We start from the raw sequence: 13,194 nt of genomic DNA on the forward strand, positions 1-13,194 counted from the left end.
TGTCAACCGCCTCCGCGCCGCGCTCGGCGCTGCCTAGCCTCGGAGGACGACGGCATCCGCGCCGCCGCGGAGGGACCATCACATGCGCATCGCGATCGTCGGAGCGACGGGCAACCTGGGCACGGCGCTGCTGCGGCGGCTCCGGGACGAGCCGGAGGTGGAGGAGATCGTCGGCGTGGCCCGCCGGCAGGGGCGGCCCCAGTCGCCGGAGTACCGCGATGTGCGCTGGGTCGAGGTGGACGTCGCGTCGAGCGAGGCGCCGCGGCTGCTCCGCGAGGCCTTCACCGGGATGGACGCGGTCGTGCACCTCGCGTGGGCGCTGCAGCCCAGCCACGACGAGCCGTTCCAGCGGCTGGTCGACGTCGGAGGCACCGCCTCGGTGCTCGAGGCTGCCGCGGCCGCGGGGGTGGGACACATCGCCGTCGCCTCGTCGGTCGGCGCCTACAGCGCGGCGTCGAAGACGACCCGCGTCGACGAGAGCTGGCCGACGGGCGGGCTGCACACCTCGACCTACAGTCGGCACAAGGCGGCGAACGAGCGCGCCCTCGATGCGTTCGAGGCGAAGCACCCGGAGGTGGTGGTCACCAGGCTGCGCCCGGGGCTCGTGTTCCAGCGCGGTGCGGCGACCGAGATCGCGGGGCTGTTCGCCGGGCCGCGGTACCCGACGCGGTGGCTCCGGGTCGTCCGGCCGCCGGTGCTGCCGCTGCCGCGCACGCTGATCTTCCAGGGGGTGCACGCCGACGACGTGGCGGACGCGTTCTGGCGGGCGCTCGACCGCCGGGCCGGCGGGGCGTTCAACATCGCCGCGGAGCCGGTGCTCACGCCCCAGCGCATCGCCGACCTCGTCGGGTCGCGCCTCGTCACGGTGCCGGCGGGTCTCCTCCGGGGGATCGTGAGCGCGACCTGGCGGCTGCGACTCCAGCGCACGGACGCCGGCTGGCTCGACATCGCGACGAACGTGCCGATCATGTCGACCGAGAGGGCGCGGTCGGTGCTCGGCTGGGAGCCGACGCGCACCGCCGAGGAGGCGCTCGCCGAGCTGCTCGACGGCCTCGCCGACCGCGCCACGGTCGCGGGCTCGCCACCGCTGCGCGGCTGAGCCTGCGGGTGGGGTTCGAGCATTCAGGAGGCGCTTGCTCGCCTGCGTGCTGCCAGCGGCCGTCGCATCCCATGCTGGTCGAGTAGCCCCGCAGGGGCGTATCGAGACCCACCCAGCGTCAGCAGTGGAGGCTTCTGCCCTCGCCTTCTGACGGACATGGATCTCGATACGCCCGCGGTGCGGGCTACTCGATCAGCGAGGAACGGGGCGACGCGCTTCAGTGGAGCAGTTCCCTGCCCCGGCCTTCTGACGGACGTGGATCTCGATACGCCCGCTGCGCGGGCTACTCGATCAGCTGGGACGGGCGGGCGCGTGCCCGCGCCGCCGCGGCCGTCAGGCCTCGTCGGAGACGCGGATGAGCACCTTGCCGGTCACACCGTGCTCGACCGCGTCGTGGGCGGCGGCCGTCTCCTCGAGGGGGAACCACGTGATCGGCAGGCCTGCGGCCTCGCCGATGGGCAGAGCGCCGTCCTCGAGCGCGGCGGTGATGTCCTCGGCGGCGGCCGCCAGGGGCTCGTCACCGACGGTGTAGAGCAGGAGTCCCTGCCAGCGCGCGTTCTTCGCGAAGCTCGCGACGATCGGCACCGAGAACTCGTCTCCGTTGTTGTTCGCGTAGTAGCCGATGCTGCCGTGGTTGGCGAGCACCTCGACGTCGAGGGCGGCGTTCTGGGCGGGCGCGACCTCGACTATCTGCTCCACTCCGTCGGGGGCGATCTCGAGGATCCGCGCGGCGAGCGCCTCGTCGGGGTACTGCAGCACGTGGTGCGCGCCGGCCGCCGTGGCGAGCGCGGCCTTGCCGTCGCTGCTCACGGTGGCGATCACCGTCGCCCCGGCCCAGACCGCGAGCTGGATCGCCGCGTGGCCGACCGCTCCGGCCCCGCCCTGCACGAGGACCGTGCGACCGGCGAGCGCACCGGGAGACAGCCGCGCGGGCCCGTGCTCGTGCACGGTCAGCGCGCGGTGCGCCGTCATCGCCGGGACGCCGAGGCTCGCGCCGAGGTCGAAGCCGATGCCGTCGGGCAGGCGGACGACGCGGTTCGCGGGGAGGACGGTCCACTCCTGCGCCGTGCCGGTCGGGCGGCGGTGGGCAGCCAGGTGCACCCAGACGCGATCGCCGACGGCCAGACCCTCGACCCCGTCGCCGACCGCGTCGACGACTCCTGCACCGTCCTGGTTCGGCACGACCTCGTCGAAGGCGAGATCGCCCGCCGCTCGGGCCTTCCAGTCGGTCGGGTTCACTCCGGAGGCGACCACGCGCACCCGGACCTCCGCGGCGCCGGGGGCGGCGGGTTCGCGGTCGACGAGCGAGAGGACGGAGGAGGCGCCGGTGCGGGAGTAGACGATGGATCTCATGCTTGCGACAAGAGCCGCGGGCTCGGAGGTATTCCCGAGACGACGAAGGGGCGCCCGATCCGCAGATCGAGCGCCCCCGGGAGTCGTGCAGGCTCTACGCCTGGCCGTTCTCCTGCACCGCGTGCTTGGCCTCGCGGGCCGAGTCCTTGACGTCGTCGGTGGCGGAGGTCCCCGCCTCCTTGACGTTCTGCGCGGCGTCGGTCGCGGTCTCCTTGACCGAGGCGAAGGCCTGCTGGGCGGGCTCGCGGAGCTCGCCGGCGGCGTCCTTCGCGGCCTCGGTGACCTTGTCGACGACCGGCTGGGCCGTCTCCTTGACCTTCGAGGCTGCCTGCTTCTCGGCGCTGGAGGCCGGGATCAGCGACGCCACGAGCATGCCGGCGCCGAGCGCGATCAGGCCGACCGCGAGCGGGTTGCCCTCGGCCTTGCCCTTGACCGAGCCGGCGGCGCCCTTGACGGAGTCCGCGCCTCCGGAGACGGAGTCGCCCGCGTCGTGCGCGGCGCCCATCACGCGGTCGCGGACGGAGCCGACGGCCGACTTCACCTTGTCGGTCTGCCGCTGCGCGATGGCGCTGGGGCTGACCTTCTCGGCGAGGGCGTCGACGTCGCCGCCGAGCTCGAGGCGGGTGCGCTCGATCTCGGCCCGGATCTCCTCCGGCGTCTTGTTCGAGTAGTCAGTGCTTGCAGAGTCGTACGTCATCGTCCTGCCCCGTTCGGCTTGAGGGTTTCGGGAATCTTCTTGAGGGAGTCGACCGTCTCGGGTGCGCCCTCGATGGTCTTCAGGCTCTTGCGCCCGACGGAGTACAGGATCGCGGCGACGATGCCCCAGATCACGGCGACGACGACTCCGGACCAGCCGTTGCCGATCAGAGTGCCGAGCGCCCACCAGAGGGCGATCGAGAGGAACAGCACGGCCATGATCGCCGCGTAGCCGGCGCCGCCCAGGAGGCCTGCGCCCTTGCCCGCCTTGCCGGCGGACTCCTTGAGCTCGGCCTTGGCGAGCGCCATCTCCTGGCGGATCAGGGTCGAGAGGTCGCGCGAGACCTCGCCGAGCAGGTCGCCGAGCGACGTGCTGCCCGCGCGCTGGTCGGGGGTCGGCTCGCCCAGTCCGGCGCGATGCGCTCCGGAGGAGTCGGTCACGGTCGGAGTCCCGTCGGGAAGGAGTCGTAGCCGGCCGAGGTCGTCGGCACGCTCAGCGGGTCGGCGATCGGCTCGGTGGGGAGGTGATCGGTGCTCGACGTGCCGTAGGTCGACGCAGCCGGAGCGGCGAACTCGGGGCCGGACGTGTCGGTCGCGGCCTCCTTCTCATCCTTGGCCTCGGCGGTGAGGGCGCGGACCAGGCGGCCGGCGACGAGGCCGGTCGCGGCGGCGAGCAGGATGAACGCTCCCGGACGGCGGCGGGCGAACGACTTCACGTCCTCCAGCAGCTCGGCCGGCTCGCGGTCCTCGAGCCAGGTGGCGACGCCCTGGGCGCGGCCGGCGAGGTTCGAGACGAGGTTCGCGGCCATGTTGTCCTGGCCGCCCTCGCCGTTCGCGAGCGAGGTCAGGTCGTCGCTGAAGGCGCGGGCGCCCTTGGCGGCGTTCTCCTTCTGGGCGTGGGCCTGCTCGGTGAGCTGGCCGCGGCTCTGGTCGAGGAGGTCCTTGACCTGGGTCTTGGCCTCCTGCGCGACGTTGGCGGCCTCCTCCTTGCCGGTGGCGAGGACGTCGCCCGCGGCCTGCTTGGCGTCGCCGGCGACCGAGGCGGCCTGGTCCTTGGCGGCACCGGCCTGCTCCTTGGCTGCGTCGACCTTGCCGGACGCGCCGGAGCCCGTGGAGTGGGACGTCGCGGTGGTGGTGTCGTCGAAGGTCGTGTCGGTCGCGGCGAAGTTCGCGGCGCCGTCTCCGAACGGAGGTGTAGCGGGATCGATGGTAGACATCGTCGTTCCCTTCCAGGATCGAGTGGGGGATGGATGCGTGCCGGCGTCGCCAGTCTGCGAGGCGCCCGCCAGCAGGGACAGGCGGTAGCGCTCGGGCCCCGGACGGGGCTACCATCGCGCGCCCCTCCGATGCGGGGCGTCCGCGGGCGGGGGGAGGAGAAGTCAAGCCCCTGCTGTCGCGCGGAAGGCCCGCCTAGCGTCGCCCGTATGACTTCCCTCCGGCTCGATCCGCCCGCTCGAACCGTCGGCCGCGTTCTGGGAGCGCTCGGCGCCTCCGCCCTGCTGGTCGGACTGCTCGCGGGCTGCACGGGCGACGCGCAGACTCCGGTGCAGTCGGGCGTCGTGGTACCGACGAGCGCCGACGACGGGTCGAGCCAGACGCCGACCAACGAGCCGTCGCAGACGGTCCCCTCCGAGACGGCTACGCCCGCGACCTGATCGCGGGGGTGAATCGTGGCACTCGAGTGGTGCCCGGGCAAGCCCCTCCCCGCGCACAGGGGACAGGCAGCCTCCACTCCTACGGTCGGGTCATCACGTACCACGCACGACCGATCACGAAGGAGGCACCGCAATGGGGCTCGATGACAAGATCAAGAACGCTGCTCAGGACATCGCCGGCAAGGCGAAGGAAGCACTGGGCGAGCACAAGAACGACGACAGCCTGAAGGCCGAAGGCCAGAAGGACCAGGCCGCAGCGTCGACCAAGAAGGTCGGCGAGGACGTCAAGGACGTCTTCAAGTAGGTCTCACCACACGAAGGCGGCGTCCCCACGGGGGCGCCGCCTTCGTCGTTCCCGGAGCATCAACGCCGGTGCTGATCGAGCCCGCAGGCCCGCAGGGGCGACGCCCCGTGCTGGTCGAGTAGCCCCGCAGGGGCGTATCGAGACCCACCAGCGTCAGAAGGGAGGGAGTGCAGATCTCCTCTCCGGACGGAGGTGGGTCTCGATACGCCCGCTCCGCGGGCTACTCGACCAGCGAGGGGAGCCCTACGGCTGCAGCACGACCTTGATGCAGCCGTCCTCCTTCTTCTGGAACGTCTCGTAGAGGCCCGGCGCGTCCTCGAGGGGTGCGCGGTGGGTGACGAGGTCCATGACGCCGAGCGGATCGCTCGAGTCCTCGACCAGCGGCAGCACGTCGTCGATCCAGTGCTTCACGTTGCACTGGCCCATCTTCATGGTGACCTGCTTGTCGAACATCGACTTCAGCGGCATCGGATCGGCCTCGCCTCCGTAGACCCCGCTCAGCGAGACGGTGCCGCCGCGGCGCACCAGGTCGAGCGAGGCGTGCACCGCCGCCATCCGGTCGACGCCGACGGTGTCCATCGCCTTGCGCGCGATCGGGTCGGGCAGCAGCCCGGCCATCGACTGCGCGAACGACTCGACGGGCGAGCCGTGCGCCTCCATGCCGACCGCGTCGACGACGGAGTCGGGGCCCCGGCCGTCGGTGAGGTCGCGCAGCTCGGCGAGCACGTCGTCCGCGAGGTCGAACACCTCGACGCCGTGGCGCGCGGCCATGGCGCGGCGCTCGGCGACCGGGTCGATCGCCATCACGCGGTAGCCGCGGTGCAGCCCGATGCGGGCGGCGAGCTGGCCGACCGGTCCGAGGCCGAAGACGACGAGCGAGCCTCCGTCGGGGACCTGCGCGTAGTCGACGCCCTGCCAGGCGGTCGGCACGATGTCGCTGAGGAAGAGGTAGCGCTCGTCGGGCAGATCGGTGCCGACGACCACGGTGTTGTAGTCGGCGAGCGGCACGCGGAGCAGCTCCGCCTGACCGCCGGGGACCTGGCCGTACATCTTGGTGAAGCCGAACAGCGAGGCGCCGGAGCCGTACTCGGTGACCTGCGTCGTCTCGCACTGCGACTGCAGACCGTTCCGGCACATGAAGCACTCGCCGCAGGAGATGTTGAAGGGGACGACGACGCGGTCGCCGACCTTGAGCTTCGTGATCGCGCTGCCGACCTCCTCGACGATGCCCATCGGCTCGTGGCCGAGCACGTCGCCCTTGTCGAGGTAGGGGCCGAGGATCCGGTACAGGTGCAGGTCCGAGCCGCAGATCGCCGTCGAGGTGATGCGGACGATCGCGTCGGTGGGCTGCTGGATGCGGGGGTCGGGAACGGTCTCGACCGAGACCTTCTCGACGCCCTGCCAGGTGAGTGCGCGCATTGCTGCTCCGTTCTGTCCGGCCGACGCCGGACGTTCCCCTCCACGCCACACCCCGCGCGCCGGAGGAGGCAGGGGGTTGACGGCTGTCGGCGCGGGTCTCGCAGCGGATGCTCGGCTCCGATGCGGCGTGCACCGGGCGTTCACCTCGCACTCGGGTGATCAGTGGTGGGATGGGGGCATGGATGCCATCTACACCGCTATCGCCCACGCCTCCGGTGGAGGACGCGACGGCCACGTCCGCACCGAGGACGACCGCCTCGACCTCGACACCCGCCCGCCGAAGGAGCTCGGAGGCTCCGGAGACGGGACCAACCCCGAGCAGCTCTTCGCCGCCGGGTTCTCGGCCTGCTTCCTCAGCGCCCTGCACGGCGCCGGCCGCGAGCTGAAGATCGACACCACCGATGCGGCTGTCTCGGCGAGCGTCTCGATCGGCAAGAACGACGAGGGCTTCGGCCTCGCGGTCGAGCTCGACATCTACGTGCCCAAGGCGAGTCCCGAGGACGCCCACAAGGTCGCCGAGAAGGCGCACACGCTGTGCCCGTACTCGAACGCCACGCGCGGCAACGTCCCGGTCACGCTCAGCATCGTCGACTGACGCGACTCTCACGAAGGCCCCCTCTCGCTTCCGGGAGGGGGCCTTCGTCGTCGGTTAGGGTCGAGAGCATGACCGACGACGTGGCGCGCGACGAGGCCGAGGCACGGGCCGAGCTCGAGCAGATCCGGCAGAGCATCGACAACATCGATGCGGCCCTCATCCACCTGCTCGCGGAGCGCTTCAAGTTCACGCAGAAGGTCGGGCGGCTGAAGGCGGCGCACGGGCTGCCGGCCGCCGATCTCGACCGCGAGGCGCGTCAGATCGCCCGGCTGCGGGCGCTCGCGGAGGAGTCGCACCTCGACCCCGCGTTCGCGGAGAAGTTCCTCGGCTTCATCGTCGCCGAGGTCATCCACCACCACGAGCGCATCGCGAGCGGCGCGGCCGACTGACCTGCTCCGCGGCCGCGCTGCGCCCCCTTGCTGATCGAGTAGCCCGCGCAGCGGGCGTATCGAGACGACGTCCTTCAGAAGGCCGGATCTGAGGACCGATCTGCTGACGCTGGTGGGCCTCGATACGCCCCTGCGGGGCTACTCGACCAGCATGCATGGCGACGGGCGTCGACTTCGCGGAGCGCTATTCCATCCCGCGTCACGGACCCCTTCTCCGCGCTGCGCCCCCTTGCTGATCGAGTAGCCCGCGAAGCGGGCGTATCGAGATCCACGTCCGTCAGAAGGCCGGATCTGAGGACCGACCTGCTGACGATGGTGGGTCTCGATACGCCCCTGCGGGGCTACTCGACCAGCATGCATGGCGACGGGCGTCGACTTCGCGGAGCGCTGTTCCATCCCGCGTCACGGACCGCTTCTCCGCGCTGCGCCCCCTTGCTGATCGAGTAGCCCGCGAAGCGGGCGTATCGAGATCGACGTCCGTCAGAAGCCCGGATCTGAGGACCGATCTGCTGACGATGGTGGGTCTCGATACGCCCCTGCGGGGCTACTCGACCAGCATGCTCGCCGGGCCTACGCCTCCGCGGGGCTGCGGAGGGCGCGGACCGACACGACGCGGCGGCGGGCGATCGCGGCGACGGTCAGCAGCAGGCCGAAGAGCAGCCAGATCACGAGGCCGACGACCGAGCCGCCGACACCTCCCGAGCCCTCGACCACGCCCGACAGCGCGGTCTGCGCGGCCGACAGCGGCAGGAACCCGAGGGCGTCGTCGAACACGCCCGGCACCGTCGAGATGATGCCGGCGCCGAGCCCGATGACCGCCGCGAGCATCGCGATGAAGCGGCCCGTGCCTCCGAGCAGGGCGACCAGGCCCTGGTTGACGGCGGCGAACGAGGCGCCGACGAGCATCGACAGCAGGGTGAAGCCGACGAACGTCCACGGCTCGAGGTCGGCGACGAACTGCATGACGATCGCCACCGCCAGACCCTGCACGAGGCCGATCACGAGCGCCGGCACGTAGGAGGAGAGGGCGAGCGCCGCGGACGAGCGGGTCGACGAGAGCGCGCGGTGCGAGAACGCGGCGAGCACGAGGAAGCTGGCGAGCGCTCCGAGCCACAGTGCGATCGTCGTGAAGAACGGCACGCTCGAGGCTCCGAACAGGGTGGTCGACGAGCTCGCGTTCTCGACCGGATCGGCGACGACGTCGGCGAGGTTCGTCGACTCCGCGTCGGTGTAGGTCGGCAGCTGCGCCACGGCCGCGTCGAGGCCGGTGGCGAGAGTGCGGGTGCCGTCGGCGAGCTGCACGGCGCCGTCCGAGACGCCGGTCGCTCCGTCGGCCAGCTGGTCGGCTCCGTCGGCGGCGGAGGCGGCTCCCGTGGCGAGCTGCGCGGCTCCGTCGGCCGCGGAGGCGGCTCCGGTCGCGAGCTGGGCGGCTCCGGTCGAGGCCGAGGCGGCTCCGGTCGCCAGCTGCGCGGCGCCATCGGCGGCCGACGCGGCGCCGGTCGACAGCGCGGCGGCACCCTGAGCGGCGGTGGCGGCTCCGGTGGCGAGCTGCGAGAGCCCGCCGGCCAGGCTGCGCGCGCCGGCGGCCGACTGCTGGGTGCCCGCGACGAGCGAGGGCTGCCCGTCGGTGCCGTCGTTGATGCCCGAGGCGATCCCCGCCGTGTACTGCGCCGTCGCGCCCGCCTGGTAGAGCGCGCCGTTCTGGTTGGTGGTGTCGAGCTGGGTGCCGGCCTCGGCGAGGATCGCCGCGCAGACCGGGTCGGTCGCCGCGCACGATTCCGCCAGCGCGGCGATCGTGCCGAGCGAGGTGCCGGTGGTGGTCGCCGACTGGGCGGCGACTCCGGAGGCGGTGGACGCGGTCTGCCCGAGCGCCGCGACTCCCGCTGCGAGCCCGTCGAGCCCGTCGGCGAGGCCGGTCGCCCCGTCGGCCGACTGCTGCGTGCCGGTCGCGAGCTGCGAGACGCCGCCCGAGAGGTCGGAGGCGCCGGTGCCGAGCTGCGCGACTCCGTCGGCGAGCGAGGACGCGCCGGTGCCGACCTGGGCGACTCCGTCGGCGAGCGACGAGGCGCCCGTGCCGACCTGTGCGACTCCGTCCGAGAGCGAGGAGGCACCGGTCGCGAGGTCGTCGATGCCCGTTGCGAGCGACGAGGTGCCGTCGGCGAGCGAGGAGGCGCCCGTGCCCAGCTCGTCGGCGCCGTCGGCGAGGGTGCCGGCGCCGTCGGCCGCCTGGCCGATCTGCTCGTTCAGCGTGTTGAAGCCGACGTAGACGTTCTCGAGGTAGGCGGTGGTCAGCTGCGTGTTGAGCAGCGATGTGGCCGTGCTGGTCACCGTCGCCGAGATGGCGTCGTCGACGAGCTTGGCCTTGTCGCTCGTCGCGATGTCGATGGTCGCCTTGGTGGCCTCGGCCGCGTCTCCGGAGTAGGAGGTGGCGGCGGCGGAGAACTCGGAGGGGATCGTGACGACGGTCGCGTACGTGCCGTCGGCGAGCCCCTGCGCGGCGTCGTCCTTGTCGGTGAGGACCCAGGTGAAGTTGCCCGACGAGTCGGAGCCCGAGACGTTGGGCACCGGGGTCGGCGACGCCGTGGCGGTGCTCTCGGTGCCTCCCGTCACGAGCCCTGCCGCGAGCTGGCGGCCGAGCGGCACGGTCTGGCCGTTGATCTCGACGGGGGTGTCCTCGTTCACGACCGCGGCCGTGATCTGGTCGAGGCGGTCGGTCGGGTTCCACAGCGCCCAGACGAGCAGGCCGCCGATCGCGAGGGGCACCAGGACGATGCCGAGAAGGGTCAGCCAGGACACCTTCTTGACGCCGCGCGGGCGTTCGAGGGAGAGCAGAGCCATGTCAGAGGACCTTTGCGATGTCGCGGCGCTCGGCCGCGGAGGAGAGCACCGAGTGATCGGAGGGGAGGAGGTCGTCGAGCGCGTCGGCGTCGACGGAGGAGGCGATCACCGTGAAGGTGCGTCCGTCACGGAGTGCGTGCTCGCGCATCGAGTCGAGCTCGCGCCTGATCTGCTTGCGCAGCTGCGGATCGGTGACCGTGTCGAGGTCGTCGAGCACCAGGACCGCCGGGGAGGAGCCCAGCGCCGAGCGGACCTCGCCGAGCGGATCGGCCTCGCCGGCCAGCCGGACGAGCCCTACCCGGCCGCGGACGGCGGAGGCGCGGATCGGCACGACGAGTCCGGCGACCTTCAGGCGGCCGGAGTCGGGCGCCAGCCGGCCCGCGATGGTCAGCAGCAGGGCGGTGCGGCCCGACCGGTGCGGCCCGTGCACGACGAGCGATCCGCCGGCGGGGACGCGTACGGCGACATCGCTGTAGAGGGGGCCGTCGGGCCCGCTCAGCGTCAGGCCCTCGGCCGCGACCGCGTCGGTCGCACCCGGCTCGGGCCAGTCGCGCAGCGCGAGCTCCTTGGTGAGCCCCTCGCCCTCGACGTCGAACGACGGCAGGATGCGGTCGAGCCAGCGCGGCATGTGCCACGCGCGGTCACCGAGCAGGTGCAGCACGGCCGGCACGAGCGTCATCCGCACGATGAACGCGTCGACGAACACGCCGACCGCGAGACCGAGGGCGATCGGCTTGATGCTGGTGTCCCCCTCAGGCACGAACGCGGCGAAGACCGAGAACATGATGATCGCGGCCGCGGTGACGACCTTCGCCGAGCCGACGAAGCCCGACTCGACCGCCGCGCGCGCCGAGCGCCCGTGCACGTAGTCCTCGCGCATCCGCGAGACGAGGAACACCTCGTAGTCCATCGCGAGCCCGAACAGCACGCCCATCAGGATGATCGGCATGAAGCTGATGATGGGGCCGGTCTTGTCGACGTGCAGGGCGTCGGCGAACCATCCCCACTCGAAGACCGCCGCGACGGCGCCGAAGGAGGCGCCGACCGACAGGAGGTAGCCGAGCGTCGCCTTCAGCGGCACCCAGAGCGAGCGGAAGACCATGGTCAGCAGCACGAGCGAGAGCCCGACGACGAGCAGGCCGAACGGCACCAGGGCCTGGGCGAGCCGGTCGGAGATGTCGATGCCGACCGCGGACTGACCGGTCACCGCGAGATCGACCCCGTACTCCTCCCGGAAGTAGTCGTGCTTGTCGCGGATCTCGGCGACGAGCGCCTTGGTCGCCTCGGAGTCGGGGCTGCCCTCGGGGATCACCTGGATGATGCCGGTGTCGGCGTCCTCGTTCGGGGTCGCGAGGGGCACGGAGGCGACTCCGTCGAGCCCCTCGATCTCGGTCTTGAGGTCGGCCATCAGGCCCAGCGGATCGGTCGAGCCGATGATCGTGCCGGTGACGATGAGCGGGCCGTTGTAGCCGGGGCCGAAGTTCTCGGCGAGCAGGTCGTAGGTGTCGCGCGCGGGCGTCCCCTCGGCCTGGTAGCCGGCGTCGGGCAGCGCGAGGCGCAGGCTCAGCGTCGGGATCGTGGCGACGCCGAGGAGGCCCACGACGGCGATGATCGTGACGAGCGGGAAGCGGGTGACGACGCGCACCCAGCCGCGGAAGAAGCCGGCGGGGACCTCGGCGGGAGCGTGCGGGTCGGCGGTGACGGCGGTCTCGGGGTCGGCGTGCGCGGCCTTCGCCCCCTTCTTCTTGCGCGGCTTGGGGCGGAGGCGCTCGCCGGCGAAGCCGAGCAGCGCGGGTGTGAGCGTGAGCGCGATGACCACGGCGATCGCGACTCCGCCCGCCGCCGCGATGCCCATCGTGGTGAGGAACGGGATGCCCGCGACCGACAGCCCGACGAGGGCGATGATGACGGTCAGGCCGGCGAACACCACGGCGGAGCCGGCGGTCGCCGTCGCGCGCGCGGTCGACTCCTCGGGGTCCATGCCCTCGCGCAGCTGGTCCTGGTGGCGGCTGATGATGAAGAGCGCGTAGTCGATGCCGACCGCGAGGCCGAGCATCAGGGCGAGCAGCGGAGTCGTCGACGAGATCGACGCGAAGCGGGTGGCGATGAAGATGGCCGACATCGAGAGCGCGACGCCGAGCAGCGCGGTGACCAGCGGCATGCCGGCGGCGAGGAACGAGCCGAAGGTGAGCACCAGGACCACGAGGGCGACGACGAGGCCGATCGCCTCGGTGATCGTGACGCCCGGCAGGCTCTGCGAGAAGAGGTCGCCGCCGAGCGAGACGGTGGTGCCAGCGGGGAGGGACTCCTCGAGCGTGGTGGCCTCGGCCTTCAGGGCGTCGCGCGACTCGGTCGAGGTGGTGGTGGCCGATCCGTCCATCTGGACGGTGATGACCAGGGCGTCGCCCTTCTCGGAGATCGTGCCCTCGACGGTGTCGGAGTACGGGTCGGTGACGGCGGCGACCTCGTCGATGCCCTCGAGCTCCGTCACGGCCTCGCCGACCGGTCCCGAGATCGAGGCGTCCTCGACGCTGCCGCCGTCGGCGGTGACCACCACGTAGCGGGCGGAGGTGCCGCTGACCTGCGGGAACGTGCGCTCGAGCTGGTCGAGCGCGGTCTGCGACTCCGTGCCCGGGATGGCGAAGGCGTTGTCGGTGCCCTGGTTCAGCAGCAGCGCGCCTCCGCCCGCGAGGACGACGACGGCGAGCCAGAGGACGGCGACGAGACGGTGGGCGCGATGCACCCAGCGTCCGAGTCGGTACAGCAGCGACGACACGCAGGTCTCCTGACGATGGGGGGAGGGAGGCGATACGTCTTCGTACCCGATACAAGAACGTATCCGATAC

The 13,194-nt window shown here is 72.0% G+C and carries 12 protein-coding genes; 5 read left to right on the top strand and 7 right to left on the bottom strand.

Annotation, left to right across the window (positions count from 1 at the left end):
- Positions 1-82: 82 nt before the first annotated feature.
- The gene (locus tag GRS96_RS03765) at positions 83-1,099 is read left to right on the top strand and encodes an NAD-dependent epimerase/dehydratase family protein (RefSeq protein WP_159855721.1); all 1,017 of its coding nucleotides are present in this window, start codon (positions 83-85) and stop codon (positions 1,097-1,099) included.
- Between the two features lie 333 nt (positions 1,100-1,432).
- Here GRS96_RS03765 and GRS96_RS03770 read toward each other — a convergent pair whose 3' ends face one another.
- The 4 genes from GRS96_RS03770 to GRS96_RS03785 form a co-directional block, all read right to left on the bottom strand.
- Positions 1,433-2,452: an NADPH:quinone reductase gene (locus GRS96_RS03770; protein WP_159987761.1), complete on the bottom strand. Its 1,020-nt coding sequence runs from the start codon at positions 2,450-2,452 to the stop codon at positions 1,433-1,435.
- 94 nt (positions 2,453-2,546) lie between these two features.
- Complete coding sequence (locus tag GRS96_RS03775; RefSeq protein WP_159855717.1) at positions 2,547-3,149, bottom strand: DUF3618 domain-containing protein; 603 nt, start codon at positions 3,147-3,149, stop codon at positions 2,547-2,549.
- A complete protein-coding gene (locus GRS96_RS03780; protein WP_236553554.1) occupies positions 3,146-3,589 on the bottom strand; it encodes a phage holin family protein in 444 nt (147 codons plus the stop codon). Before GRS96_RS03780 ends, GRS96_RS03775 begins: the two co-directional genes overlap by 4 nt.
- Positions 3,586-4,365: a hypothetical protein gene (locus GRS96_RS03785; RefSeq protein ID WP_159987762.1), complete on the bottom strand. Its 780-nt coding sequence runs from the start codon at positions 4,363-4,365 to the stop codon at positions 3,586-3,588. The genes GRS96_RS03780 and GRS96_RS03785 overlap by 4 nt, the downstream gene beginning before the upstream one ends.
- Before the next feature lie 207 nt (positions 4,366-4,572).
- Between GRS96_RS03785 and GRS96_RS03790 the strand changes: the two genes are divergently transcribed.
- Both GRS96_RS03790 and GRS96_RS03795 read left to right on the top strand, forming a co-directional pair.
- Positions 4,573-4,803 carry a hypothetical protein gene (locus GRS96_RS03790; RefSeq protein WP_159987763.1) on the top strand — a complete coding sequence of 77 codons (231 nt, stop codon included), beginning with the start codon at positions 4,573-4,575 and terminating at the stop codon, positions 4,801-4,803.
- Between the two features lie 133 nt (positions 4,804-4,936).
- Positions 4,937-5,107, top strand: coding sequence for a CsbD family protein (locus GRS96_RS03795; protein WP_159855711.1), 171 nt, complete (start codon positions 4,937-4,939; stop codon positions 5,105-5,107).
- Between the two features lie 243 nt (positions 5,108-5,350).
- Here GRS96_RS03795 and GRS96_RS03800 read toward each other — a convergent pair whose 3' ends face one another.
- Positions 5,351-6,526, bottom strand: coding sequence for a zinc-dependent alcohol dehydrogenase (locus GRS96_RS03800; protein ID WP_159987764.1), 1,176 nt, complete (start codon positions 6,524-6,526; stop codon positions 5,351-5,353).
- A gap of 178 nt (positions 6,527-6,704) precedes the next feature.
- On the opposite strand from GRS96_RS03800, the gene GRS96_RS03805 reads away from it, so the two are divergent.
- Positions 6,705-7,121 (top strand): organic hydroperoxide resistance protein, encoded by a 417-nt coding sequence (locus tag GRS96_RS03805; RefSeq protein WP_159855707.1) that lies wholly within the window; start codon positions 6,705-6,707, stop codon positions 7,119-7,121.
- Between the two features lie 68 nt (positions 7,122-7,189).
- Complete coding sequence (locus GRS96_RS03810) at positions 7,190-7,510, top strand: chorismate mutase (RefSeq protein WP_159855705.1); 321 nt, start codon at positions 7,190-7,192, stop codon at positions 7,508-7,510.
- A gap of 570 nt (positions 7,511-8,080) precedes the next feature.
- Here the strand turns inward: GRS96_RS03810 and GRS96_RS03815 are convergent.
- Together GRS96_RS03815 and GRS96_RS03820 are read right to left on the bottom strand one after the other, a co-directional pair.
- Entirely contained in the window at positions 8,081-10,348 is a 2,268-nt protein-coding gene (locus tag GRS96_RS03815) for a YhgE/Pip domain-containing protein (RefSeq protein WP_159987765.1), read from the bottom strand.
- Between the two features lies 1 nt (position 10,349).
- Complete coding sequence (locus GRS96_RS03820; protein ID WP_159987766.1) at positions 10,350-13,124, bottom strand: efflux RND transporter permease subunit; 2,775 nt, start codon at positions 13,122-13,124, stop codon at positions 10,350-10,352.
- Between the last annotated feature and the right edge of the window lie 70 nt (positions 13,125-13,194).

The sequence above is a fragment of the Rathayibacter sp. VKM Ac-2803 genome (genome assembly GCF_009807175.1).
Classification (GTDB): Bacteria; Actinomycetota; Actinomycetes; order Actinomycetales; family Microbacteriaceae; genus Rathayibacter.